Here is a 24,876-nt window from a genome sequence, read left to right as displayed (position 1 = left end):
TCAGTGGCCCTCGTGCTTGGTGGTGGCCTTGTCGATGCGCGTGATCACGAACTCGCCATCGCCCCGGTCCTCGAACTCGAAGCGGATCGGCGCGCCGGGCGGGATGCCCTTTGCCACCTCGGGACTCGCCAGCCCGAACTCCATGGTCATCGCCGGCCACTTGAGCGCCGGTATCGGGTCATGGGTTACAGACGCGGTGTTCGACGCCGCGTCCAGCGAGTCGATGGAGCCATTCGCCTCATAGGCTTTTACCGCCGCTTTCGCCCCCTTTGCCCCCTTTGCCCCCTTTTCCGCCTCTGGCGCGGTGAAGGTCGACAAGGCCGCCTTGAGATTGCTTTCCGCGTCGATCAGGAAGTTGGCTGCGGTCACCACTTCGTCGCCGGCCTGGATCCCTTCGAGGATTTCGACGGCGTCGCGTCCGCGCAGACCGATTTTCACCGGCTGCGGCTTGTACTTTCCCTCCCCGAGCACGACCAGGACCACCTGGCGTTCACCGGTGTCGATCACCGCCGAGGTGGGAACCGTCAGGCGTGCGGCACTCCCCGCGGTGGCGATCTCGACGTGCGCGAACATGCCCGGGCGCAGCATGTTGTCGTGATTGTTCAATTCGAGCCGGACCGGCGTGGTGCGCGTGGCGGCATTGAGGGTCGGATAGAGGTAGGTGATTTTTGCTTCAAAGAGGTGCCCCGGGAACGCATCAATGATCACCTGCGCCACCGCACCGAGCTTCACCTGGGCCAGATCCTGCTCGTACACGTCGGCGATCACCCAGACGGTGGACAGGTCGGCGATGCGGTAGATCACCGTGCCGGCCATGAAGCGCATCCCTTCGACTGCCTTCTTTTCCAGCACCACGCCGTTGGCGGGCGACGAAAAGGTCACCAGATCGTTATGTGAACCGGCCGCACCAGCGACCTTCCAGTTGCGCAGCCGTTCGCGAGCCGCCTCCGCCAGACGGCGGGCACCCTCGCGGGCCACCGGATCGGCATCGCCGGCACTCCGCTCGAGCGTCTCGGCGATGCGCAGTTCCTTCTGGGCGGAAACCAACTCGGGGCTATAGACGGAGAACAGGGCCTGCCCCCTGCTGACCGGGTCACCGGTGGCGCTCACCTGCAGCCGCTCGATCCAGCCCTCGAAACGCGGCGCCACGTCGTGGATCTTGCGCTCGTCGACCTCCACCCGACCCACCGTTCGCAGCGCGGAATCCAGAGTGCGCAGTTCGGCACGCGCGGTCTTGACGCCGAGCGTTTGCACACGAGCCGGGCTGACCTTGACCACGCCGCTGTCGTCGGGCTCGTCCCCTTTATAGACAGCGATGTAATCCATGCCCATCGAGTCCTTCTTCGGCGTCGGCGAAGTGTCGGCCAGGCCCATCGGATTGCGGTAATAGAGCACTTCCCGCGCCTTCTTGCTCGCCGGCGCGGCGCCATCGGTGCTGGCAGTATCGACCACGTCGGCAGAGTGGTTCGGCTGCTGACTGCCGGCCCAATAGCCGGCACCCAGCGCTGCGGCAATGGTGGCCAGCGCCAGGATGAGCGTTAGATTGCGGTTCACAGGGGTGCTCCTACGAGAAATTCGAGTTCGGCCAGGCGAACGGCGGTCTCGACATCGGCGTCGAGCAGCGCCAGCCGCGCGCGCAGAATCTGCCTCTCGGCGTCGATCAGCGTGTTGAAGTTGACCCGGCCACTCTCGTAGCCCGATTGCGCCGCTTCGAAGGTCGCACTGGCCTGCGGCAACAGCGTGTCCTTCAGCAGACGGGCCTTGTCGCGGCTTGCCTCGAAGGCGGCGAGCGCCTCACCGAGCCGCCCGGCGAGGCGCGTTTCAGCGGCCACCACACGGGTCTGCGCAGCCTCCAGGCGCCTTTCGGCCTCGCGCTCCTGGGCACGACGGGACGACTGCTGCAGCGGAATGGTCACTCCCACCATCACTTCCCAGTTGTCCGACGCGTTGTACGGGCGGTTGTTGGTCAGACCGACGGCGAAGTCCGGGTAACGGTTCAACCAGGTGAGTTCGCGCCCTTTTTCTGCGGCGACGACGCCGAAGCGTTCGCGTGCGACCTCAGGCGAGCGGGTGCGGATCTGTTCGAGCAGGCTCTTGTAGGAAATCCGGTCAGGGGCCGACGGCAGGCGCACGGGCTCGGCCAACGGCGCATCACCGTCGCGCGCCAGCAAGGCGTTGAGCTTGGCGGCGTTGTCGCGCCGGCGACGTTCGGCTTCGACGAGGTCGATCTTTACCGAGGTCAGTTCACTCTGTGCCCGCAAGGCATCCTGCTGCGGCACCAGGCCGACGCCGTAGCGGGTCAGCACCAGTTGCTCGATGGCATCGAGCAGCGACAGCGTCTCGCGGAGGATGCGGATCTGTCCCGACGCCTGGAACTGTCTGGCGTAGGCCGTCTTGATGCGGTTCTCGACCTCGAGCGCCGTACCCTCCTGCATGGTCTCGACCTGCTCGGCGAGCGCCTCGGCAACCTCACCGCGGAGCTCCCGCTTGCCCCAGAACGGCAACGGCTGAACCACCCGGTAACGGGTGTTGCCCACCTGCCCCGGCAGCAGCGAAGGAGAACGATCCGGATTCATGGTGTTGGTGAAGTCCATCAGTTCGAGCTCGAAGCGTGGATCCGGCAATGCCGCCGCCGGCTCCACCCGTTCGCGCGCCGCCTGCGCCTCGAACTTGCGCACGCCGAGTTCCGGGTTGTGCTCGCGCGCATAGCTCAGCAAGCCGCTGAGCGAAGCGCCCAGCGGGGGGGCGAGTGGGCCTTGCGCGTAAGCCGGCGCGTTGGCAAGCACGAGCGCAAGCAGCACACAGCCGGCGGCGGCAAGGCGTGCCGTGAGCGCGCTTGGCGTGGAAAGCATCATCTGTCGGGAATCCGGTTAATGTGAAAGTCGCATACGCGACTCACGAAGCGCGCGGCTCCCGTAGGGGAGAAAGGAAACTACTTCGCAGGTTCGAGTGCGGTGACCGTCAAGGCGTCGCCGACGTTATCCGCAGTGAAGCTCACCTTCTCGCCCGCCTTGACCTTGTCGAGCAACGTCGGATCACTGACACGGAAGGCCATGGTCATTGGTGGCATCCCGAGATTGGCCAGCGGGCCATGCTTGATGGTGATCTTGCCGGCCGCTTTGTCTATTTTCTTCACGGTGCCTTCAGATGCCGCCGCCTTGACGCTAGCTGCGGCGCTGCCCGCCGGATGATGAGAATCGTGTTCAGCGGCGGCAAACACTGGGCTGGAAAGGGCCAGGGCAAGCAGGGAAATGACGGGAAACAAAGGTTTCATGGCGGATCCTGTGGGTAGATGATCGGAGGTCGATAGGCTCTGAGTTTCAGTCTTGCGCAAACATGTCACAGCAACTGCATTCACGGTGGCCAAGGCCGCAAATAATACCTATTGCATCCGCTCAACAAGCTGACCTATAGATTACATTCGTGTAATGCTGCTCCACCATTGAGCCCAGTCATGCACGTCAGCGGGCCGGCTTCCTGCGGATCTTCGCGCTGAGCCTCCGTTCCTGGTCCGCCTTCGCTTGTGCTGGTACGCCGCTTAGTGCCTCTACCGGCTTTGTCCAAGCGGAAGACGCCGCGGTATCTGGCCTTCGCCAGATATCCGCAGCGCCTTTATATAGTTACGGGCTTGTGTACGCTCCCCGCTGCGCCGCCACGACCGAAGTGCTCGTGCGAACAGGCGCGGAACGAGTGGCCTAAGCTCTCTGATCAAGAAGCCTGCAGATCATGTCGATCCCATTTGCTACGAGCAGCGTTCGTTTGGTCTGATGTCGCGTGTCGTCAGAATGGGCGACAAGGCTTCGAAAGGTTCAGCTGTCGCTCAAGGGCCTTTATGGTCCTTGAGAAGTGAGCTGAGGCGACTGACCTCGTCGCCGTGCATGATAATCTTCTGGCCATCCGTGGTTTCCATCACCTGGCCCTCGTCCATGCGCGTGGCGCGACCGTATTTGTCTTCCATGGCCATCTTGCCACCCTTGAAGATGAAGACCGTCGAGCCGTCCTTCATCGAGATCACCTTTTCAGCTTGCGCACGAGCAGCATCGTCGGCGTTGGCGGCTACAGCAACGCCAGTCAGTGCGACGGCCATTAACAGATTTTTCAACATTTTCTTTCTCCTGGAGTTAGTTCAATAAAGATTGCAGAGATGTTTCTCGAGCCACTTCGGGTAGTGCCTCCGGGCGATGAAATGTGCATCATCCCCGGTTGGTTTTCTTGCTCCTGGACCTGTGTCAGCTGCCCAGGCGATCCGGACTTTCGCTCACATACACCGTCACACCATCGGCGCCGGCAACGACGTTTGAAAGCGGAAACGGCGTGGTCCCGAGCGTATCGAATGTCCAGATGGTGCTCTTGCCACCGGCGTCGATGCGCACAGTTTCCAGCTGCTTGACGTTCAAGAACCTGGTACCACTATCGATCTTGATCTCCCGTGTGGCGACTCCGGGTGACGCGTAACCATAGGGGGAGAGCTGCGTGGCAGTTGGCTGGCCACCGGCTTCCGAGACGTGCGAAATCCAGTGTGCGGTCTGTGCTTCGGAGTAGTCTTGGTGAGCAAACGCGGTCGTTGCACCGGTAGCACTCGCAGCCACTATCAGGGCCAGTTTGGCGAGTTTGTAGGTCATGATGTTTTCCTCGTGAGATGGGGTTGAATGCGCCGGACAGTCCTCATCCGACGCTGATGCCATCTTAGAAGACGCATGCCAACAGAATGCTGACTGGCGAGTTACGATTTGGTCAGATGACTGTAACCAAGGCTCATGTGTGCGGCGGGAGGCAAGCATCGCATCCGCGGTCGCGTGCCCTGCCCACGACTTCTCGGTGCCAACCATGCCGGAGTAGTCAGAGTTTTTCCGGCGTACACATGGAGAAAAGCGCATGATTTTCGTTGACACATCCAGGGGTCATCGATTTCCCTGGTACGTCAGGTTGTTCTTCTGGAACCAGCGGCGTCGATATGGCTCGGTGCTTGAGCCGGCAAGGCTATCGGGCCGTACCCCAAAGGTTTTTGCCGCCCTTGCCACGCTCTATGGCGCGCTCGATCGGCGGGCATCGCCGTTGGCGCCCGCCTTGCGATCCCTGGTGACCGTGCGAGTGTCACAGATCAATTGGTGTGCCTTCTGCGTCGATATCAATTCTGCGACCGTGCTGAAACGCGGCGTGGATTCGGGGAAGCTTGCCGAGCTCCCGGTTTACGAGGACAGCACGAAGTTCTCTGAGCAAGAAAAAGCTGCGCTCGCCTATGCCGAGGCGATGACGTGGTCTAACCGGCAGACGACAGCGAAACACTTCGCTCGCCTGCGTGCACATTTCAACGATGATGCAATCATCGAGCTGACCGCGCTCGTGGCGTTCCAGAACATGTCGAGTAAATTCAATGCGGCACTTGGCGTTGAACCCCAGGGATTCTGCGCAGTGGATGCGAAACCGGCGAGGTCGGACGATTAGAGAGGCACGCAGAATGACGAAGAAAGCGTGAGCAGCGGCACAGCCTGTCCGCGCTTGCGGCCTTCATCGGCTTGGCCATTTCTGCAGCACCGCGTAAATGCTCATGATCTCGAATAGCAAAGAAATCCTCAAATGAAGCCTCATGACCGTTTGTTTCAAGCTACGGGGATGCCGGACAAGAACTGGTGGCATGCCTTGTGGCCCGACCCCGATGGCATCGTCAGGGATCTGGGTGTCGAATCCGGGATGACTGTTGTCGATTTGGGTTGTGGCGACGGCTATTTCACCGCCGCCATCGCGCGCCGGCTTGGCCCAGGCCGCGTCATCGGGGTCGACCTTGACCCGGCAATGCTGGAGCAAGCGAAAGGCGCTTGCGACGGGATGTCGAACTGTGACTGGCTACTCGGCGATGCGATGGACTTAAGTCGGTTGATAGCCAGCCCGGTAGACTATGTCTGGATGGCAAACACTTTCCACGGCGTGCCGGACAAGACCGCACTGGCCAAGGAAATCGCCGCCATCCTCCTGCCCGCCGGTCGCTTCGCAATCGTCAATTGGTGTCGCATCACACGCGAAGAGACGCCTGTGCTGGGCCTGCCTCGCGGGCCACGCACGGAACTTCGCATCTCTGCAGAGGACACCCGCGCGGTAGTTAAACCGGCTGGCTTCCAACTGGAAGGGCTGGTCAATCTGCCGCCCTACCACTACGGGGCAATTTTTAAGAAAGCCTGACGCCGTTCCCTTGTTTCAGTGATCCAACGCAAAGGCGATTTGAGATGGCATCGAAGGACCAAGACACCACAGAGAGGAGTCGTGGCAAGACAACGGCTCTAAGTCGTACTTGACTTTGCCCCCTCTATCGCGCTTTTGTTCTGTGCTTCCGCAATGAGCAAGGCGGCTCCCAACGCGATGGCTACATCGGCAAGGTTGAAGGCAGGAAAGTGTGTGTGGAGCCAATAGAAATCGAGGAAATCCACGACCTGCCCACGGAATACGCGATCCGTGATGTTCCCAAGCGCTCCGCCGAGGATCAGGCTATAGCCCAGCGCTTCGAGGCGGGGCAGGTGCTGCCGCAAAATGCGCACTAGCCAAGCTGAAATGGCCAAGCCGATGGCGATGAAGAAGTAGCGTTGCCAACCGCTCGCGTTCGCTAGAACACTGAACGCAGCCCCCGAATTTAGTACATAGAGGTAAGTATCCCCCGGCAAAGCCGGGGGCTTTAGTTTGTGAGCCGCTCAAAGCGGCAATTCGGGGTCGCTAACGCGGCCCCGATTCGTTGAGCCACCGGCAGTGGCCAATCAGCGCCACAGGTTCATCTGCTCCAGGCGCTGATCCTCATGCTCCTGGTTCTTGATGTACTCCCGGATTACGGCTTCGTCTCTGCCGACCGTCGAAACAAAGTACCCTCGCGCCCAGAAGTGCTGGCCCACGAAGTTGCGCTTGCGCTCTCCATAGACCCGCGCCAAGTGAATCGCGCTCTTGCCCTTGATATACCCAACCACCTGAGACACAGCGTACTTCGGCGGTATCGCGATCATCATGTGAACGTGATCCGGCATCAGGTGACCCTCTTCAATCCGGCTCTCCTTCTGAAGCGCCAGCCGGCGAAAAACCTCGCCAAGGTGTTTCCTGAGTTGCTCGTACAACGTCCTCCTGCGGCATTTCGGAATAAAGACTACGTGGTATTTGCACTCCCACTTCGTGTGACTTAGGCTTTCAAACTCGTCCATCGTGAAATTCCCTTTCGTGTGCTTGGCGGCTCACGACGGAGAGTTTCTTCGATGGACTCCCTATACTGTCAAACTTCTACTGCCACCCCGGCAAAGCCGGGGGGTCTCCTTTGGTAGGCTAGGTTGAAAAACGGGGTGACTTCGACCTGTTTGAGGTTCCCTCGGTTTTTCGTCTGCCAAAGGGTGTGGTTCATGCTACCAGTTTCTTCTGATGCTGCTCTCTGATCCAGTTCTCCAGAAACTGAACAGGCGACCGGTACCCGAGGGTCGAGTGCTGCCGTTTCCGGTTGTAGAAGACCTCGATGTATTCAAAGGTGGCAGCTTTGATCTCGGCGTGGGTGAGATAGCGAAACCCATGCACCCGCTCGTTCTTGAAGCTGTTGAACCAGCTCTCTGTCGGCGCATTGACGCTCCTATGTCAAGAACCACGCTTCGAATCGGCCAGATCGTTCAAGATGAGAGGGTACAGTTCCCGGACGATATAGCGCTTCAGACAGCGATGGATTTCTTTGTTTGACATGCCTTCTCTCGTCCGCCGTTCAACATACGCCCGAGTTCGCGGTTCACTGCGCATGCGAACCATGGAAATGGTCCATAAGGCATTGTTGGCCGAGCGGTCGCCGCCGCGGTTCAAGCGATGCCGAACGGTTTTTCCGGAGGACGCCTGCAAAGGGCTGGTGCCGCACAACGCGGCCAGCGCAGCCTCATTCCTCAACCGCTCGGGATTGTCGCCGGCAACGGCAACCAGTACTGCGGCTGTTTGAGGTCCGACACCAAATTGTCCACGAAGACGTTTGGCGTGCTGACTGGTCAGCCGCTCGAGCATTGCATCAAGTGTCTTGAGCTCTGCTTCCAGTGCCAGCCAGCGTTTAGCCAACAAACGCAGTGTTACTGTCAGCGCTTCGTGCACGGCCGTCCTGCCCGGAGGGCGAAGTCGGGCACAGCGCCGAACACACTCGGACGTTTTTGCTTTCAGGAGATGCTCACGGAGTTCCTGTGGCGAACTGACAAGCAAGGCTCGCAACTGATTGATTGCCTGAGTCTTTGCCTTGACTGCGCTACGCCTAGCAACAGAGACAGCGCGCATCGCTTCGGCAGGTCCCGAGTGCTCTTTTGGAATGGCAGTTGCACGTCCAGAGAGAACTGCACGTGCGGCGTTTTCCGCATCGGTCGGATCAGATTTCCCTCGCGACCGACGTGATGCGCGGTCGGGCCGGTTGACCTCCAGCACTTCGACACCATGGTCCTGTAGCAGGTGAGTCAATCCCGCCCCATAGGTACCGGTCCCTTCAACCCCCGCCCTGCACAGACGACCGAAGCGATTCGCCCATGACAGCAAATCGAGATACCCAGCCGTATTGGCAAGTGCTGACAATGTTCCAAGCAGCATTCCCGTGGCGCTGATCACGACACCGACATGCGCGTCGAGATGCGTGTCGACACCCAAGATGACTTCGTCCTGTTCCATGCGTATCTCCGATGTGGTGGCGCATCGCCAACCCCATTCCCAGGACAGGACACTCACGGTGCAATACAAGGCTCCTATCAGGTCACTAGAGCTGGGCCCGGCAATGCTCGGGGAACACCGAAACCCGATCGACAGGTCAACGCAAAGGCAGCGTGGCCAATCCCAGCATGAGTCAGATCAGGCCGGCGTTCGAAGAGTATTCTGCACTGAGTATCCCAGCAGTTGCCTTTCCGGCTCATCGAGCAAGCCATGCCGAACGCCTTGAGCTTGTCCTGAAACGCGTGACTTGCGTACTGGCTGCCCCGATCAGAGTGGTGCAGCAGCCCCGCCGCCGGACGCTTCCTGAACCAGGCCATGGTCAGCGCATCGGTCACGATGTCCGCCGTCATGCGCGGCTTCAGCGACCAGCCGACAACTTCACGGTTGAACAGGTCGAGCGTGATGGCCAGGTACAACCAGCCTTCATCCGTCCACAGGTAGGTGATGTCAGAGGCCCAGACCTGATTCGGCGCCGTCGGCGTGAAGTTTCTGGCGAGCAGGTTCTCGGCCACCGGCAAGCTGTGCTTCGAGTCTGTCGTGACCTTGTAGCGCCGCTTGTGGCGGGCATGGATGCCGTTGTCGCGCATCAGCCGTTCGACCCGTTCCTTGCTGGCCGAGAAAGCTCTTGCGCGCAGTTCGCGCACCATGCGCGGACTGCCGTAGGCGCCTTTGAGTTCGGCATGAATGGCCCGGATGAGCGCCAGCATCTGGCTGTCGGTCAATCGCTTGCGATCGGGCTTGCCGCCACGTTTCCAGGCCCGATAGCCACTGATGCTGACTTCAAGCACATCGCACAATTCGCTGAGCAGAAACGACTTGCCCTGTTGGGCAATCCAGGCGTACTTCACAGCACATCCCTTGCGAAGTACGCCGTCGCTTTTTTTAGGATTTCGTTCTCCCGCCTGAGCCGGAGATTCTCGGCGCGCAGCCTTGATAACTCCATTTCCTCCGGTGTCACCACCTTGCTGCCCGCACCGTTCAGCTTGCCTTCTGCCGCCGCTTTGACCCAGTTGCGAACGGTCTGGTCGCTCAGCCCGAGTTCCTTGCAAACCGTGCCTACGCTTTGCCCAGCCTTGATCCGCTTGACCGCCAGTTCCTTGAACTCGATCGTGTATGCCTGTTTCGGTATCTTCATTGCCTGCCTTCCAAAAGTGACGTCCATTCTAGGTCACCCTTGGCAGACGAAATTTCGGGGGAAGCTCAGTTCGCCATGAGCAAGCGTGTGGTTGATGGCTAGTTTTGCGAGCTGATCGACCATGATGATGCAGGCGGCCACTCCATACCAGACGAAAGCTGATATGCGACACGCCGTGTGCCATGCCGGCACAGCCAGCGATATAAGCCATCTGGCAAGAGCAGTACAGCCCCATCCGAGACCCCAACCCGCCAGCACCTCGACCGGGAAATGCCTCCCGGTGGCGATGCGCGACCAGCCGACTAAGCCGACGTAAAGGATCAAACCGATACGGCCATAGCGTCCAACCAAGGGCCAGAGTGCGCCGACAACCAATGCCGAGTACGTGGCATGCCCACTGGGTAGGCTGTAGTGCTGCTCAATCTCACCGAGGACACGCACCAGGTCGCCGAGGATGACGGGCGGGCGCGGGAAATCGAGCCACAGCTTCATGATGATGGCCGCCAGAATAGCCCGCATGAAGGCCATGCCAAAGCCAGCGAACTGGAGTCGCCCGGCACGGGCACGCGCTGGATCGGTGGCCGAGTTCGACCACCACCACAGACCCAAGAGAATCAGGGGCGCTGTCCAGTAGCTGCCAGTGAGACTGAAGAACCACGCCAGCGACCCAAGTGCGGCTGGTGTTCCCACACTGATGGCTTGGAACAACGCGGTGTTAGCGATCATCGACCGCTAACCATGGGGAATCCTTGTTTTCTCTCCGCCATGTTCCGCACGCGGCACGTTGCAGAGCCATTGCATGGTTTTTGCGTCCGAGTCCTTATCCAACGTCGGTGCCGATGATGATCTGAACGTCACTCGAATAGGTGTAACGCGGAATGACCAGGTTGGTCGGCGCCGGAACATCCTTGTACACTCTTCCCGCGAGATCGAACTTTGAGCCGTGACACGGGCAATAAAAGCCGCCGCGCCACTCTGGGCCAAGATCGTCAGGCGCGATGTCTGGGCGAAAAGTCGGGATGCAACCCAGGTGCGTGCAGAGCCCCACCGCGACGAGGTACTCGGGCTTGATTGCGCGCGACGGATTCTTGCAGTATGCAGGCTGCTGCGGCTCTTCCGACTGGGGATCGCGCAAGCGCTGGTCATCTGTTCCCAACAGCCGCAACATCTCGTCGGTACGACGCAAAATCCAGATCGGCTTACCCTGCCATCCCACCGTCAGCAAGGTGCCGGGTTCGAGCTTGCTGGAATCCACCTCGACCGGGGCGCCGGCTGCTTTGGCTCTTTCGCTGGGCAACATGCTGCTGATAAACGGTACCGTGGCCGCGGCAATGCCGACCCCGCCCAAGGCTGTCGTCGCCGCGACCAGAACGCGTCGCCGTGTGAGGTCTGGTTGCTCGTGCGCTGCGTCAGGCGGATCGACGCCTTGCAGTACTGGTGAGTCATCGCAAGTCATGCTGGTCACTCCTTTAATACATAGGTTCCCGGACTGTCGCAAAGCGGCGCGTAGCCCTTCTCGGGCGCGCCCATCAGTGGCGGCGCTTCGCTGCCCGAAGAGTGCGCTTCTAGCCATTGTTGCCAGACCGGCCACCAGGATCCCTGCGAGGTCGGCGTCTTTTCCTTCCAGGTTTCGGGATCGATGCAGCGGTCCCCTTCGTGGCACACGCTGAGCTGGTAAGAGCGACGCGGGTGGCCGGGTTCGTTGACGATGCCGACGTTGTGACCGCCGCTGGTCAGGACAAAAGTCAGCTCGGTGGCGTCGCTTTGCAGGTGCAGTTTGTAGACCGAGTGCCAGGGGGCGACGTGGTCAGTCACGGCGGCCACGGCGAAGATCGGACAGTGGATGTCGCTGATCGAGATGGCGCGGCCTTCGACCATGTACTTGCCCTCGAAGAGCTCGTTGTCCACGTACAGCCGGCGCAGCAGCTCGGAGTGCTGGCGATACGGCATGCGCGTGCCGTCGGCGTTCCAGGCCATCAGGTCGAACATCGGTTCGCGATGCCCGAGGTAGTACTCGCGGACCATCTTCGACCAGATCAGGTCGGCAGATTTCAGCACCTGAAAACCGCCCGAGACCTGTTTGTGGTCGAGGTAGCCTTTCTGCCACATCATGTCTTCGAGCAGCGTCACTTCGCTGGCGTCCATGAAGACGTTGATCTCGCCGACTTCGGTAAAGTCGGTCATGGTGGTGAACAGGGTTACGCTGGCCAGACGGTGGTCGCCGTCTCTCGCCATTGCCGCCGCCGTGATGGTGAGCAGAATGCCGCCCAGGCAATAACCGGCGGCGTGGATCTTGCGCCCGGGTTGCATCTCTGAGATGACCTCGACAGCGGCCAGCGTGCCGTGTTTGCGGTAATCCTCCATGCCCAGATTACGGTGTTCCGGACCCGGGTTAAGCCAGGAGACCATGTACACCGTATGGCCACGATCGACGAGATACTTGACCAGCGAGTTGTGCGGCGAGAGGTCGAGGATGTAGTACTTCATCATCCACGCCGATTGCATCAGCACCGGTTCACGCTGGACGGTGTCGGTAGCCGGCGAATATTGAATCAGCTCGATCAGGTGATTGCGGTAGACCACCTTGCCAGGTGTGATGGCGAGGTTCTCGCCGACGCGGAAGGCTTCAGCCCCGGCGGGCGGCTCGTCGCGCAGCGAGCGCTTGATGTCTTCGCGATAGTTGGTGGCGCCGCGCGCCAGATTGGCGCCGCGTTCGTTGATCGTCGCTTCGGCAATCTCGGGGTTCAGGAAGGGGATGTTGCACGGCGCCGTCATGTCGAGAATCTGGCGGGCAGTGAACGAAACAGCGGCCTGACTGTGCTTGGAAATCCCTCGCACGTCGGTGGTCGCGTTGTACCACCACTGCTGATTGAGCAGGAAACCCTGGTAGATGACGTTGTAGGGAAACCGTTGCCAGCCGGGATGGTCGAAACGGTGATCGCCGTGCAGGGGTTCGATGCACGGCTCGGCGTTGCCGGTGATCGCCGACGTCAGGGCGTAGCTGCCCAGGCGCATCGCTTTGCGCGTCGCCTTGGCGGCCAGTTGAAACTGTTTCCCGGGTGAGGAGCCAAGGTGCACCATCCAGTCGAGGTAGGCCATGGCCAGCGACGCTGGCGAAATACCGCCACTCAGTTTGCCGAGCGCGATATTGGTCATGCGGTCGATGTCTTCCAGCGCGTCGGAGTCGAGCGAGTGGCGATCGCTGAGGCGGCGAGCGAACGCCGTGCGCGGTAGTGGGTTCGCGGTCGACTTGTCAGCGTTGGCGGCTGACGTGATCTCGGTCGTCGCTATCGGCGCCTGGCCCGGTTTTTCCTGGCGCGACGTTCTCGCTATGGCGCGCCCCTTGGCCGGTGGCGCGGGGATTTCTTCGTGCTTGTTGATCATGATTTTTTCCTCTGTTCAATGCTGGAGCGTTTGTCAGCCGGCGACCTAGAAGACCTCAACTGGATGGAAGTGCGCCCATCGATACCGAAGCGCTCCTGTGTTGTATTTGTCGTCGCGCGCAACCCCGATATCGTCGCTGCGGCGAAGAACATACGCCCGAGCAACCGACGCCGTATATGCCATGGCGTACAGTTGTCAAGAGAAGTTGTATGTCAATCTAGACCTGTGTGTACCTACGAGGTCAAGCCAAATCCTGGCCATTGATCAAAATAAATGAGTGCAAGCTTCAAGCAGTCCGGCTGACGGATGCCGGCCGCCGTTCACAGCCAGCGACGCGCTATCCAGCCGACCCACTCCAACACGCGCTGCGGCCAACGTCGCCGAGCCCAGCTTCCGGCCGTGACCGCTAGCGATTGGGACAGATCATCGAGAAACTGTCGTTCGAGCAGGGTACAAACGTCAGGCTCGTCCACAGCCAAGACCAGCTCGTAGTTCAGGAAGAAGCTCCGGTAATCAAAATTTGCGGTGCCAAGTGCGGCCCACTGCCCGTCGATCGTGAGCGTTTTCGCATGCAGCATGCGCGGCTGGTACTCGTAGACCCGCACCCCGGCGGCGATCAACGCGGCGTAAAACGCCCGCGCTGCCCAGCGCACCAGCGGGACGTCGTTGCGCAACGGGACGAGTAGCTGCACGTCGACACCACGTCGTGCCGCCATCATCAGGCGCTGTTGCATGAGCAGGTCGGGAACGAAATAGGGGGTAGTCAGATAGATGTGCTCACGCGCTCCGGAGAAGGCCTGCGAGTAGAGGCAGCGAATACGGTGTCTACAGGTACCAGTGTGATTCGAGATCAGGCTGGCGCCACCGCCATGTGTCGGTGCCCAGCGGCGCTGGCCGCCCCAGAAGGCGTCAAAAAGGCCCGCCGCCTCAAGCACGAGCGCTCCCGAGATCGAGGCATGGGTATCGCGCCATCTCGTCTCACCGTAGAAACGCCGCGAGCTCTCCCGGTGAACGTTGAAGCCCCCGACATAGGCGAGACGCTCGTCGACCACCAACAGCTTGCGATGGTTACGACGGTTGTAGCGCAGCGGCCGGAGCCAGTTCCAACAGTGAAACCAGCGCACTTGCACGCCCTGCTTAAGGACGTACTGCACGAGCGGCAGTGTTGACTCGCCGACCGCACCCGCTGCATCCAGATGCAGCCGCACCTTTACACCCGCCTGCGCGCGCTCGGCCAAAGCCACAGCGAACTCCCAACCGATCTCGTCGCCCGCAAAGATGTAGCTTTCCATGCGTACGACCCGGCAGGCGCACTTGATCGACGCGAGCATTGCCGCGTAGAGAGCATCGCCTTCGGTGAACAGCCCAATCTCCATTGGGGCGGACAGCGGCACTGAAACGTCGCCGGCAGAATCAGCGTCGCAAGCGCACGGGGCGAGAGCGCGGGAATTCGGGCTCATGGCTTCCGCGGCTTGTATGAGTACGGCTTCCCGAGTGTCGCCATAACGGCGATGTTGCTGCTCGTCACACAGTCAATGTGGTTCTCGATCTGGAGCCTGAGAAATATCGACCGCCACGCCAGCAAGCAGCAGGCTCTCGCGAATTCCATCGTCGGCGCGCTGCTCGCCTTCGCGGGTCCTACCGCCACCTACTCGACCGGAGCTCGAACCTCGGCGAGCTTTTGCTCGATCTTGGCCTGCGGGATAGCGCCGGCAATTCGCTCGCCGTCCGCAAAGAAAATCGTCGGCGTGCCGCTGATCGCCAGCTTGCGGCCCATCTCAATGCTTTCCTTGACTGCCGTGGTATCGCAATCGCCCTTGCCTGCCGGCGGCTTGCCATCGATCATCCACTCGTTCCACGCCTTCGCCCGATCAGAGGAACACCAGATCTGATTGGACTTCTCGAGAGAATCTGGCGAGAGGATCGGGTAGAGGAAAGTGTAGATGGTCACGTTTTCCAGCTTGGCGGTTTCCTTGGCCAAGCGCTTGCAGTAGCCGCAGTTCGGGTCCTCGAAGGTCGCAAAAACACGCTTGCCATCACCGCGCACCTGCTTGACGGCGAGCGCCAGAGGCAAGTCAGAGAACTTTATCGCGCTGAGTTTCTGCTTTCGCTCGGCGGTTACGTTCTTCATCGTCTTGCCATCAATCAGCGAGCCGACGAGCAGCACCGAGACTTTCTCGTCGGTGTAAATGACCTCCCGGCCATTGGCGTAGACTTCATAGAGCCCTAGATAGGGGGTCCTGGTAACACTGGTCACCACGCCTCCGAGTTTGGCTTCGACCGCCTTCTTCACGGTGGCTTCGTCGGCGAGTGTCGGCAAGCTGAACGTAGCCGCAAGGGCGAGCGATACGAGCTTCTTGTACATCTTCTTTTCTCCGGCTTTGCTGGGTTGGTGTTTCCAAAAGCATCGATCGCGTAGCGTACTACTGCGCTTCTCGACACTGATACAGCATTCATCAGCCAACCCCGGCAATCAGGGAATGTCGATTTCAGGGTGTGGGCGACCTCCTCTGACCGCGGCGTCAGCGGACCAGCCTCCACCCTCCCCTTACGCCTCGCTCCGCGAAAGATGCGCAATGTGCCGTGTGTTTTGCCAAGGTCTGTCTCAAGCGTCTTTTCTACCCGCACAGACATAGATGGCGCCAAAGTAGTATTCCCTGTAATCGGTTTTCCTCAAATACCGTTCGATGGAATCCCAGGGATGGCGATCAGCCAAATCCAGGCTCACGCCGAATGGTTTGTTCAGCCACACCGCAAGCTTGACCAGCCATGTCGCCCAATGGTCAGGTTTCTTCATATCCAGGACCGCCAGACTTCCCCCCGGCCTCAGTGCACGGCTCGCCCTCTCGATGATCGCGTCGTACTCGGGGACCAAGGTAATTGCAAACGTTGAATACACAGCCGAGACACCGACGGGAAACTGCCATTTGGCAACGTCAGCCTGCACGATCTCCACGTTCGTCCAGTGCTCTCTGGCGACTCGACATCTGGCGACATCCAGCATCGCATCGGTGAGGTCCACAGCAACAATCTTTCCCTCGGGACCGATGATCCGCTGCACGTACTCGAAATTGAGACCGGTCCCGCAGCCCAGTTCAACGACATGATCTCCAGGAGCAAGGCCAAGTGCCAATATCGCGTCCTGTCGGTACTGGTCCATCGCGAATCCAAAAAGCCGATAAAGCTGGATTGACAAGTCATATCGTTTCGCGCGTCGGCGATAGAGATCCCGAGTTTCACCTTTGTTGAGCGTCATCGCAGCTTCCAGCTGGTCCGGTGCCCGGCTCGGCGGTACCAGACAGGTGGCGCGACGGCCGAGAACGCGCAAGCAGCGGACACTCGGAAAGCAAGTGGCGCCGGCTGCACATCGGTCCTGTTGCCTGAACAAGCCCGTACCGAGATCGCGCCACCATCGACGCTCACTGCAGATAGCGCTCCGGATCGCGCTCGAACTCCGCCTGACAGATTGGGCAGCAAAGCAGGTATTCATTGCCTTTGTACTGAATGGTGATGTGCGCCTTGTTGCGGTTGATGCGCTGGCCGCAGACTGGATCGCGGTCTTCGCGCTTTCTTTGTACTGCTTTGCTGTCATTCCTGTTCATCATCTTCTCCTTGCGTTGCGTTGAAATGGGTGTCTGAAGCCGCCATAACTTGCGTGTTGTGGCGATGCTGCTGTGTTAGCGTGTCGCGCGGTCGAGGCGGTTAGCCGGCATCTAGCAGGCGCCGCTGGGCCCAGGGCCGTAGCAGGCGTCGCAGGTGCGATGGGCCATAGAGCCAGCGCAGGAACGTCGTGGTGTCGCTGATCCGCGCCTGTGCGCGCAGCAGCCAGCGATAGCCATGGTTGCCGAGGCGGTCGTAGATCGCACGATTCAATGCGCCAGTGTCGATCGGGCCCTTCATCTCACGCTGCCATGAGGCGTCGTAGTCGGTGTGTTCCAGCATGCTGCGCGCTGCCATCACGCCCGACAGGATCGCGTATCGCATGCCGAAACCGGCAAACGCGTCCTGAAATCCTGCCTGCTCGCCGGCCACCAGGTGGCGGCCACGGCGAGCCGTTGTCGGCACGAAGAAATTGCCCGCGCCGCCGTGGAAACGCGCATCCTGCATCGCGAAACCGAGCAGACCGCGGAAGCGGTCGACGGTGCGCTGGACGTAAGTGCGTTGTTCGGCAAAACCCTTGAACATGCAGCTTTTGACCGTGCCACGGCCGCCCATCACCAGCAGATAGGCGTAGCCACCCGGCGCGAGTGCATCGTCGAGGATCACCCAAAAGCCGTTTGCCAAGGATGTCTCGAAGTGGTACCCGACCGCGATGGCGCTGGCCGTGCGCGGACCGGTGGCCAGGATACCCGTGCCGTGCAATTGGTCCTTGCGGCTGCCGAAACGCAGCTCGACCCCCAGCGAGAGGGCCTGATCGAGTAGCGCCCGGTCGAGGCTGCCGCGGCCCGGGCCGCGCTCCACGAGATACAAGATCGGCGCTGAACTGCGCAGAGGGTAGCGGCGGTCCCAGGCATCGAAGCCGATACCGTGGGTGCACGGCGTCATTGCGAAATCGGTCGTAATGCCAGCAGCCCGCAGGACATCGAGGACGTCGCGCTTACCAGACCAGTTCTCAAGGCCCTGGAGATCACCTTGGAAGCGATGGCCGACCTCACGCTGAGCCTCATGCAGCACGACCTTCCTGCCGCCCCGCGCAAGCGTGATCGCGGCAGCCAGACCGGCGGGTCCGGCGCCCACGATCTCGATTGGCGCGAACTCCTTGTTCGTCGCGGCAATCCTTCTGGATGTTGCGTTCTCTGTCATTCGCGGGTCGTTTTCGTCAAGTAGCATTCGCGATTGCTGGTTGCCGAAGAGCGCCTCGTTCAGCAGCAGCCATGCCGGCGACCGGGTTCTGCCGGCTTTGCCGCCTGCACGGTCGGATACTGGTCGGGCGACGCTTCAAAGCGATCACGGTTTTCGCGCGACTCAAAATAGACGGGGGTTCCGCGATAGATCGACGCGATGGCCTGGAGCGGATCCACCGAGCGACCGCTGACCGGGTCTGTGGCGGGTAGCGTCGCTTCGGCCGCTGCGCCGCCATGACTGCCGTGGGCTTTGTCATCATGCTGCCCCCCGTCACCTGCGCCGCGATGATGATTTCCGCCACTGTGGCCGCCGCAGCCCATCCCCCCCCAACGCATGAGCATGAAGATGCCGATGCCACCCGCAATCAACAACCAGTTTTGAGTTATCCATTCCATGTGTTTCTCCTTTGCATTGTTTCCGATGGCAAATGCGATCCGGGACTATCCCGCTATTTCTTGCAGCTGTCGTGCATTGGTAGCCACAGCAACCATGACGGGCTATTCGCGGTCGCGGCCAAGATCTGCGGCACCCACAGGCCGGAGATCAAGTGGAGGACACCTGCCGAGCAATCCCTCGAGGCGAAAGAATCCTGGTGACCTGGCGATTTGATAACTCATCAGTGGCATCCTGCGGATGGACTAACCTGCAGGTTGTCGATCTCGCACTCTTCTGTGTAATGGATGAACCCGCGGCGCAAATTCTCTCCCCAGCCGTTACCGAGGTGTGCCCCGGCTTTCTCGAGCTCCGCTTCAATTTGTGAAGCAGTCGCCTGCAGCAGATCGTAGGTCACCACGACTTCCGCACCGCTCACTTCCAAGGATTTGATGCCCATCATGGCGTTGATTTCTGCTTGCAGGTGCTTTGCCTGAGTCTCATCGAGCGCCCTATCCACGACGAACCGTCGTTGCTTCAACACAACCACCCCCTGTTTCTTGGGCGCGGGATGACCCGGTGTGCCGACATACAAGTGCGGATGGGCCTCGAAACGCTCGCGACACTGCGCTGAGCAGAACGCATAGTCTCTCCCACGATAGTGGAAGCGATAGCTATCCGGCTCGACCATCATGTCGCACACCACGTCTTCTACTTTGGTTTCTATGGGCATCGTTTTCTCCCTCAAGTCAGATAGAGGTCCTGCGCAGCCGCAAGGCGTTGCCGATCACCGAGACCGACGACAGACTCATTGCCGCGGCGGCAAAGATCGGTGACACCAGGATGCCCAGGAAGGGATACAGCACGCCAGCGGCGACCGGGACCCCGGCGGCGTTGTAGACCAGGGCAAAGAACAGGTTCTGTTTGATGTTGCGCATGGTCGCCCGGGCTAGACGCCGTGCCCGCACGATGCCGTTGAGGTCACCCTTTACCAAGGTGAAGCCGGCGCTCTCGATGGCCACGTCGGCGCCGGTACCCATGGCGATACCGACGTCGGCCTGCGCCAGTGCCGGTGCATCGTTGACCCCGTCGCCGGCCATCGCCACCTTGTGGCCTTTGGCCTGCAACTCCTTGATGATGCGTGCCTTGTCCGCGGGCAATACGTCGGCACGGATTTCGTCGATGCCCAGGCGGCCGGCGACGGCACGCGCCGTGCGTTCGTTGTCGCCAGTGGCCATGATGATTGTCAGACCCTCGGCGTGCAGCGCCTTGAGTGCTTCGGGTGTGCTCTCCTTGACCGGGTCGGCGACGCTTACCAGGCCTGCGATTTCTGCACCAATCAGGATGAACATCACGGTCTCACCCTCGTCACGGCGAGCGTTAGCCGCCTCGACGAAAGCACTGGACGTGCCGCCATCCAGGCCCAGTTCGGTGAGAAGTGCGGCATTGCCCAGGGCGACCGCCTGGCCGTCGACGACGCCCTTCACACCCTTGCCGGTGAGCGCCTCGAACCTGTCGGCCTTGGCCAGTTCGATGTCGCGTTCCTCGGCTCCCCTGACGATGGCCTCGGCCAGCGGGTGTTCAGAGCCACGTTCGAGGCTGGCGGCAAGGCGCAGCACCTCGACCTCCTCATGCCCGGCAGCGGGCAGCACGGCTACCAGCTTCGGCTTGCCCACCGTCAGTGTGCCGGTCTTGTCGACGATCAGCGTGTCCACCTTGGCGAAGCGCTCCAGCGCCTCGGCGTTCTTGATCAGCACACCGGCCTGCGCACCCCGCCCCGTGGCGGTCATGATCGACATCGGCGTCGCCAGGCCCAATGCGCAAGGGCAAGCGATGATCAGAACGGCCACCGCCGCCACCAGACCACAGGACAGCGCTGGTGCCGGTCCCCAGATTGCCCAGGCGATGAACGCCAGGATGGCGATGCCGATTACCACCGGAACGAACTTGCCGGCGACCGAGTCGGCGAGCTTCTGGATCGGGGCACGCGAGCGTTGCGCGTTGGCGACCATTTCGACGATCTGGCTAAGTACCGTGTCGCCTCCGACCCGCTTCGCTTCGATGATCAACGACCCGGTGCCGTTGATCGTCGCACCGGTCACCGTGTCGCCAGCGATCTTTTCGACGGGTACCGGTTCGCCCGAGATCATCGACTCATCGATCGACGAATGGCCTTCCGCTACGACACCATCGACCGGCACCTTGTCGCCGGGGCGCACCCGCACGTGGTCGCCAACGACGACTTCCTCGAGCGGGATTTCCTCCTCGCGCCCGTCGGCACGGATCACGCGCGCCGTCTTGGCGGCGAGGTCGAGCAGCGCGCGGATCGCCGAACCGGTGCGCTCGCGTGCGCCCAGCTCCATCACCTGGCCGAGCAGGACCAGGACGACGATGACCGCGCCGGCCTCGAAGTAAACGCCGACGTGCCCCTCTGCATCGCGGAAGCCATCCGGGAACAAGTCCGGAAACAGGACCGCGACGATGCTGAACAAATAGGCCGAGCCAACACCCAGGCTGATCAGCGTAAACATGTTGAGGCTGCGATTGACGACGGACTTGACGCCGCGAACGAAGAACGGCCAGCCGGCCCACAGCACCACCGGCGTACTCAGCACCAGTTCGACCCATTGCGCCGTGCGCTCACCGAGCAGATCGCGCACGAAGCCCAGACCCAGGAAGGGCCCCATGGTCAGTACCAGCAGCGGTACGGTCAACAGGGCGCCGATCCAGAACCGGCGCCTGAAATCGACCAGCTCCGGATTGGGACCTTCGTCGCCGGTCGGAACCCCCATCGGCTCCAGAGCCATGCCGCATTTCGGGCAATCCCCGGGCGCATCGCGAACGATTTCGGGGTGCATCGGGCAGGTGTATTGCGTGCCGGCGGGCGCTGGAGGCGCTTGCTCCGCTTGTTTCTTGTGCGCGCCAGTCAGGTAGTGCGCAGGATCCGCAGCAAACTTGTCGCGGCATTTCTGCGAGCAGAAGTGCCAGGTCTTCCGGTCGTGCTCGAAGCTTGGCTTGCCGGCGCCAAGCGTGACGGACATGCCGCAGACCGGATCCTTTACCGTTTTGGCGCCGGCGGCATCATGACCAGGGGGCAAGTCGTGGGTGGCGTGCGAATGTTCGGGCTGGTGATGATGATGTTCGTGCCCGCTCGACCGTGTTTTCGTGTCCATGGCAGTCCTTTCAAGGTAGTACTGCTAGCAGTTTCGACCTGTGTGTCGCTCACAGGTCAAGCGCTATTTCTTCAAGGCACCACTGCCAGCTGATGTCCTTCGCCGCCAGGTAAGGAGATGGTGTCCAGCACTTCCAGCGAGGTTTGGTCCACGACCCAGATCTTCGGTTCCTTGCGGCTGGAGACGTAGAGCTTGCCGGTGCCGCGCACGGCACCGAGGTGATACGGCGCGGGCGCGAGCGGTAAAACGCGGCGCACGTCGGTCTGCGGGTCGAGTGCCACCAGTTTGTCCTCGGAGATCAGGCTGACAAAGAGCCAGCGGCCGTCATCGCTGATGTCGAGCCCGTGCAGGCGCTTGCCCATCTTGTATTCGCGCTCGACCTTGCCGGTCTCCAGTGAGACCGCGCTGACCGCGCCGCTGCGCGCGTTGGCCACGTACAGCCGCTGGCCGTCGGGCGCCAGCAGCATGTGCTCGGGTGAGGCGCCTGCGTCCAGGGTGCGCGTGACTTTCCAGTCGGCGGTGTCGACCTCACTTATCGTGCCATTACCGCTGTTGCTGACGTAAACCCGCTTGCCATCAGGGGTCACCACGGCATAGTTCGGCGCCGGGCCGGTGGCGACGGTGTGGACGACCTTGTTCTCGGTCAGATCGGCGACACTGATGCCGCCGCGTGTGGGATGGGTGGACAGCACGTAGCGACCATCGGGCGTGATCGCCTGATGGTGCGTCCAGCCAGCTACCGGGATGGTCGACATGACGTGACCGTGCGCCGGATGAATCACCGCCAGCTGGCTGTTTTCCGTATCCATCGCGGCGCCCGCCGGCAGAGGGGTTTCCGACAAGCTACCGGCGACCAGGTATTCGCCATCCGGGGTGGCGACCAGGCCGTGCGGATTATCGACGCCGTCGTAGGTAGCGGTAATGCGATTGCTCGCCGCGTCGACGGCAATCACCTTGTTGGCGGAGCCGAGCGGGATGTACACGGTCATGCCTGCCCAGGCCGTTTGCGCGGAGAGGGCAATGACGATGGCCGTCGCGGCCAGATTCGAATAGCTTTTCATGTTGAAGTCCCTTCGTGAAAGAGTTGATCAGGGTTGCCCCGGCGCGATGGTTGAGGACGCGTGGCGTGCTCGATTGCTCAGCGGACACCAAACTCCTTGCGCATGTAGTCCACTGCCGCCTTGAGATCCTCGTCACTCAGGCTCGGGTTGCCGCCCCGCGGTGGCATCGCCATCGGCGATCCGGGGCTCTGGAAACCTTCGGCGATACGCTTGACCAGCACCGCGTCGGCGAGAGCCAGTGGGCCGTCCGTGGAGGTCAGATCGGGGACGCCGGGCAGCACGCCGGCACCATCCGCACCGTGGCAGGCGACGCAACTGGACTGGTAGGTCGATTCGCCCGTCGCAGTGCCGGCCACGGCTACTCGGGGCTCTGTGGCCAAAGCGGCCAATGCGGCCGCAGCAACGCCCAGGCCTGCCAACACGGGGTTCGTGGCACGCATCATGGACGTTCCTTGCCTTTCCAATCCACTGGCGCGGTCCCGGAAGCGACGGGCCAACGCGGCAGGAAGGCCGGTGTGCGCCGCGCATAAGTCACCCATGCTTCGCCGAAGCTTGCCGCCGCGTCGCGTTCCTCACGGCGTGCAAGGCGCAGGTAGACAACGAGCATGATCGGGAACATCGTCAAGGTGATCAGGGTCGGCCATTGCAGCAGAAAACCGACCATGATCAGAATGAAAGCGAGGTACTGCGGATGGCGCAGCCGCGCGTAGGGTCCGGCGGTGGCCAGCACGCCACTCGCCTGCGCTGTGTAGAGGACGCGCCACGCCGCAGTGAGCAGCCAGAAGCCGCCACCGATGAAGACCATCGACAGAACATGGAACGGTCCGAAATGCGGGTTCGATCGCCAGCCGAACATCACTTCCAGCAGGTGACCGGAGTCGTGCTGGAGGAAATCCACGCCCGGAAACTGTTGCGTCAGCCATCCGGAGAGCAGGTAGATGGTCAGCGGGAATCCATACATCTCGGTGAACAGGGCGACGACGAATGCCGAAAACATGCCCAGTGTTCGCCAGTCGCGCTTGCTATGCGGCTTGAAGAAACTGAAGGCGAAGAAGATGAATACGGCAGAGTTGATGATTACCAGGGACCACAGGCCGTAGGCAGAAGACGAGTCGCTCATTTGTCGTCGGCCTTGCTGGATACGCCGCCTTGAGCATCGTGATTGCCGTGAGTGCCGTGAGTGCCGTGGCTGCCGTGGCCGCCGTGCATGAAGATATGCATCAGCGGACAGGCAAGCAGGAACAGCCAGGGCCACCAGGATGGCACCCAGGCAAGCACATGCGTGCGATGCTCGACGGCGAGCAGAATCAGCGAGACAGCGGCGAAGCCGCCGAACACCCATTTGGCGCGTCGGCTATTGCCAGCGCCAGGCGAGGCGGGGGATGTTTCGTTGGCGGAATGCTCATGCGTATTCACAATTTGCTCCTTGGCGAGTCGATCGATTTCGTTGCAGTTGTTGTTCATGGCACTAGAGCCGCGTTGCACTTGAGTGCAACCATTTTCCTGAGCGTGGCTTCTTCCTGGATGAATGCCTCGACGGCGAGCGGATCGAACTGGCTGCCACTCATGTATTGAATCTCCGCTTTGGCAGTGTCGAAATCGACGCCGCGCCGATAGGGGCGATCGGAAGTCATGGCGTCCAGCGTGTCGATCACGGCGAACAGCCGAGCGCCAAGCGGAATCTCGTTACCACGTAACCCAGCCGGGTAGCCGCTGCCGTCATAGCGCTCCTCGTGACACAAGACGACTCGGGCGGCTTCCGCGAGGGCAGGCAACGGCGCCAGAATGCGCGATCCAGCCTCGGGATGCGTCCGCATGACCGCCCACTCGCCCTCGTCGAGCGGCCCCCGCTTGAGCAGTACCGCGTCCGGGACACCGATCTTGCCCACGTCGTGTAGCAGCGCGCCCCAGTACACATCGCGCAAGTGCTCCGGTCTGGACAGGAAGCAGCGCGCCAGGACCAGAGTGTGGCAGGCCACCCGTTTGGAATGGAGGCCGGTCTCGTGTTCCCGCAGGTCGAGCGCTGCGACCAGTGCTTCGGCGAAACCCTCGTAGGCGTGGGCAGACGTGTTCGCTTCCTGCTTTCTGCTATTCAGATAGCACGCTTCGCAGCAGCATCCACCGTCGCTGAGGGCGGCAGAGATGCCAGTGCCGAGGGCGTTACAGGAGATGCAATCGCCCTTGGTAAGGCGGGCGTCAGGGCCATCGTTTTCTCGCTTCATGT

Annotated in this window: 23 protein-coding genes and 4 pseudogenes; 2 read left to right on the top strand and 25 right to left on the bottom strand. The window is 61.3% G+C overall.

Features of this window, described 5'->3' with window-relative positions:
• From QZ634_RS00795 to QZ634_RS00775, 5 genes are all read right to left on the bottom strand, one after another.
• Entirely contained in the window at positions 1-1,533 is a 1,533-nt protein-coding gene (locus QZ634_RS00795) for an efflux RND transporter periplasmic adaptor subunit (RefSeq protein ID WP_291987923.1), read from the bottom strand.
• A 17-nt stretch (positions 1,534-1,550) separates the two neighbouring features.
• Positions 1,551-2,855, bottom strand: coding sequence for a TolC family protein (locus tag QZ634_RS00790; RefSeq protein ID WP_291984728.1), 1,305 nt, complete (start codon positions 2,853-2,855; stop codon positions 1,551-1,553).
• Positions 2,856-2,932: 77 nt separating this feature from the next.
• Positions 2,933-3,334, bottom strand: coding sequence for a copper-binding protein (locus QZ634_RS00785; RefSeq protein ID WP_366145346.1), 402 nt, complete (start codon positions 3,332-3,334; stop codon positions 2,933-2,935).
• Between the two features lie 486 nt (positions 3,335-3,820).
• Positions 3,821-4,105 (bottom strand): periplasmic Cu(I)/Cu(II)-binding protein CopK, encoded by a 285-nt coding sequence (copK, locus tag QZ634_RS00780; RefSeq protein WP_291984726.1) that lies wholly within the window; start codon positions 4,103-4,105, stop codon positions 3,821-3,823.
• Between the two features lie 124 nt (positions 4,106-4,229).
• Positions 4,230-4,622 (bottom strand): CzcE family metal-binding protein, encoded by a 393-nt coding sequence (locus tag QZ634_RS00775; RefSeq protein WP_291984724.1) that lies wholly within the window; start codon positions 4,620-4,622, stop codon positions 4,230-4,232.
• A gap of 253 nt (positions 4,623-4,875) precedes the next feature.
• Between QZ634_RS00775 and QZ634_RS00770 the strand changes: the two genes are divergently transcribed.
• Complete coding sequence (locus QZ634_RS00770) at positions 4,876-5,445, top strand: carboxymuconolactone decarboxylase family protein (RefSeq protein ID WP_291984721.1); 570 nt, start codon at positions 4,876-4,878, stop codon at positions 5,443-5,445.
• A gap of 132 nt (positions 5,446-5,577) precedes the next feature.
• Positions 5,578-6,177 carry a methyltransferase domain-containing protein gene (locus tag QZ634_RS00765; protein WP_291984719.1) on the top strand — a complete coding sequence of 200 codons (600 nt, stop codon included), beginning with the start codon at positions 5,578-5,580 and terminating at the stop codon, positions 6,175-6,177.
• A 98-nt stretch (positions 6,178-6,275) separates the two neighbouring features.
• Here QZ634_RS00765 and lspA read toward each other — a convergent pair.
• From lspA to QZ634_RS00665, 20 genes and pseudogenes are all read right to left on the bottom strand, one after another.
• Positions 6,276-6,635: pseudogene (gene lspA / locus QZ634_RS00760) on the bottom strand (signal peptidase II); the annotation flags it as partial.
• A gap of 108 nt (positions 6,636-6,743) precedes the next feature.
• Complete coding sequence (tnpA, locus tag QZ634_RS00755) at positions 6,744-7,175, bottom strand: IS200/IS605 family transposase (RefSeq protein ID WP_291984717.1); 432 nt, start codon at positions 7,173-7,175, stop codon at positions 6,744-6,746.
• 190 nt (positions 7,176-7,365) lie between these two features.
• Positions 7,366-8,643: pseudogene (locus QZ634_RS00750) on the bottom strand (IS110 family transposase).
• 212 nt (positions 8,644-8,855) lie between these two features.
• A pseudogene (locus QZ634_RS00745) lies at positions 8,856-9,817 on the bottom strand (IS3 family transposase); the annotation flags it as partial.
• 69 nt (positions 9,818-9,886) lie between these two features.
• Positions 9,887-10,543: pseudogene (locus QZ634_RS00740) on the bottom strand (phosphatase PAP2 family protein); the annotation flags it as partial.
• Positions 10,544-10,637: 94 nt separating this feature from the next.
• Positions 10,638-11,273 (bottom strand): ubiquinol-cytochrome c reductase iron-sulfur subunit, encoded by a 636-nt coding sequence (gene petA / locus QZ634_RS00735; RefSeq protein ID WP_291984715.1) that lies wholly within the window; start codon positions 11,271-11,273, stop codon positions 10,638-10,640.
• A gap of 5 nt (positions 11,274-11,278) precedes the next feature.
• Entirely contained in the window at positions 11,279-13,201 is a 1,923-nt protein-coding gene (locus tag QZ634_RS00730; RefSeq protein ID WP_291984713.1) for an alpha/beta fold hydrolase, read from the bottom strand.
• Between the two features lie 320 nt (positions 13,202-13,521).
• Positions 13,522-14,595 carry a phospholipase D-like domain-containing protein gene (locus QZ634_RS00725; RefSeq protein WP_291984711.1) on the bottom strand — a complete coding sequence of 358 codons (1,074 nt, stop codon included), beginning with the start codon at positions 14,593-14,595 and terminating at the stop codon, positions 13,522-13,524.
• A gap of 254 nt (positions 14,596-14,849) precedes the next feature.
• Positions 14,850-15,566, bottom strand: coding sequence for a DsbC family protein (locus tag QZ634_RS00720; protein ID WP_291984709.1), 717 nt, complete (start codon positions 15,564-15,566; stop codon positions 14,850-14,852).
• A gap of 240 nt (positions 15,567-15,806) precedes the next feature.
• A complete protein-coding gene (locus tag QZ634_RS00715) occupies positions 15,807-16,457 on the bottom strand; it encodes a methyltransferase domain-containing protein (protein ID WP_291984707.1) in 651 nt (216 codons plus the stop codon).
• Between the two features lie 163 nt (positions 16,458-16,620).
• A complete protein-coding gene (locus tag QZ634_RS00710) occupies positions 16,621-16,806 on the bottom strand; it encodes a YHS domain-containing protein (protein ID WP_291984705.1) in 186 nt (61 codons plus the stop codon).
• A gap of 97 nt (positions 16,807-16,903) precedes the next feature.
• Positions 16,904-18,031, bottom strand: a complete 1,128-nt coding sequence (locus tag QZ634_RS00705) for an NAD(P)-binding protein (RefSeq protein WP_291984703.1) — start codon at positions 18,029-18,031, stop codon at positions 16,904-16,906.
• 32 nt (positions 18,032-18,063) lie between these two features.
• Positions 18,064-18,441, bottom strand: coding sequence for a hypothetical protein (locus QZ634_RS00700; RefSeq protein ID WP_291984701.1), 378 nt, complete (start codon positions 18,439-18,441; stop codon positions 18,064-18,066).
• A 221-nt stretch (positions 18,442-18,662) separates the two neighbouring features.
• Positions 18,663-19,151, bottom strand: a complete 489-nt coding sequence (locus QZ634_RS00695) for a YHS domain-containing protein (RefSeq protein ID WP_291984699.1) — start codon at positions 19,149-19,151, stop codon at positions 18,663-18,665.
• A 16-nt stretch (positions 19,152-19,167) separates the two neighbouring features.
• The gene (locus QZ634_RS00690) at positions 19,168-21,591 is read right to left on the bottom strand and encodes a heavy metal translocating P-type ATPase (protein ID WP_291984697.1); all 2,424 of its coding nucleotides are present in this window, start codon (positions 21,589-21,591) and stop codon (positions 19,168-19,170) included.
• A 71-nt stretch (positions 21,592-21,662) separates the two neighbouring features.
• Positions 21,663-22,652 carry a YncE family protein gene (locus tag QZ634_RS00685; protein ID WP_291984696.1) on the bottom strand — a complete coding sequence of 330 codons (990 nt, stop codon included), beginning with the start codon at positions 22,650-22,652 and terminating at the stop codon, positions 21,663-21,665.
• A gap of 77 nt (positions 22,653-22,729) precedes the next feature.
• The gene (locus tag QZ634_RS00680; RefSeq protein WP_291984694.1) at positions 22,730-23,095 is read right to left on the bottom strand and encodes a cytochrome c; all 366 of its coding nucleotides are present in this window, start codon (positions 23,093-23,095) and stop codon (positions 22,730-22,732) included.
• Positions 23,092-23,772 (bottom strand): isoprenylcysteine carboxylmethyltransferase family protein, encoded by a 681-nt coding sequence (locus QZ634_RS00675; RefSeq protein ID WP_291984691.1) that lies wholly within the window; start codon positions 23,770-23,772, stop codon positions 23,092-23,094. Before QZ634_RS00675 ends, QZ634_RS00680 begins: the two co-directional genes overlap by 4 nt.
• Positions 23,769-24,116 carry a DUF2933 domain-containing protein gene (locus QZ634_RS00670; RefSeq protein ID WP_366145345.1) on the bottom strand — a complete coding sequence of 116 codons (348 nt, stop codon included), beginning with the start codon at positions 24,114-24,116 and terminating at the stop codon, positions 23,769-23,771. The genes QZ634_RS00675 and QZ634_RS00670 overlap by 4 nt, the downstream gene beginning before the upstream one ends.
• On the bottom strand, positions 24,113-24,874 hold the full coding sequence (locus QZ634_RS00665) for an HD domain-containing phosphohydrolase (protein ID WP_366145344.1): 762 nt from the start codon (positions 24,872-24,874) through the stop codon (positions 24,113-24,115). The genes QZ634_RS00670 and QZ634_RS00665 overlap by 4 nt, the downstream gene beginning before the upstream one ends.
• Positions 24,875-24,876 lie beyond the last annotated feature (2 nt).

The organism is Candidatus Accumulibacter sp. ACC007, assembly GCF_907163205.1.
GTDB classification, from domain to species: domain Bacteria; phylum Pseudomonadota; class Gammaproteobacteria; order Burkholderiales; family Rhodocyclaceae; genus Accumulibacter; species Accumulibacter regalis.
Note: the sequence above shows the minus strand (reverse complement) of the source record. Positions and strands in the feature narration are given on the sequence as shown.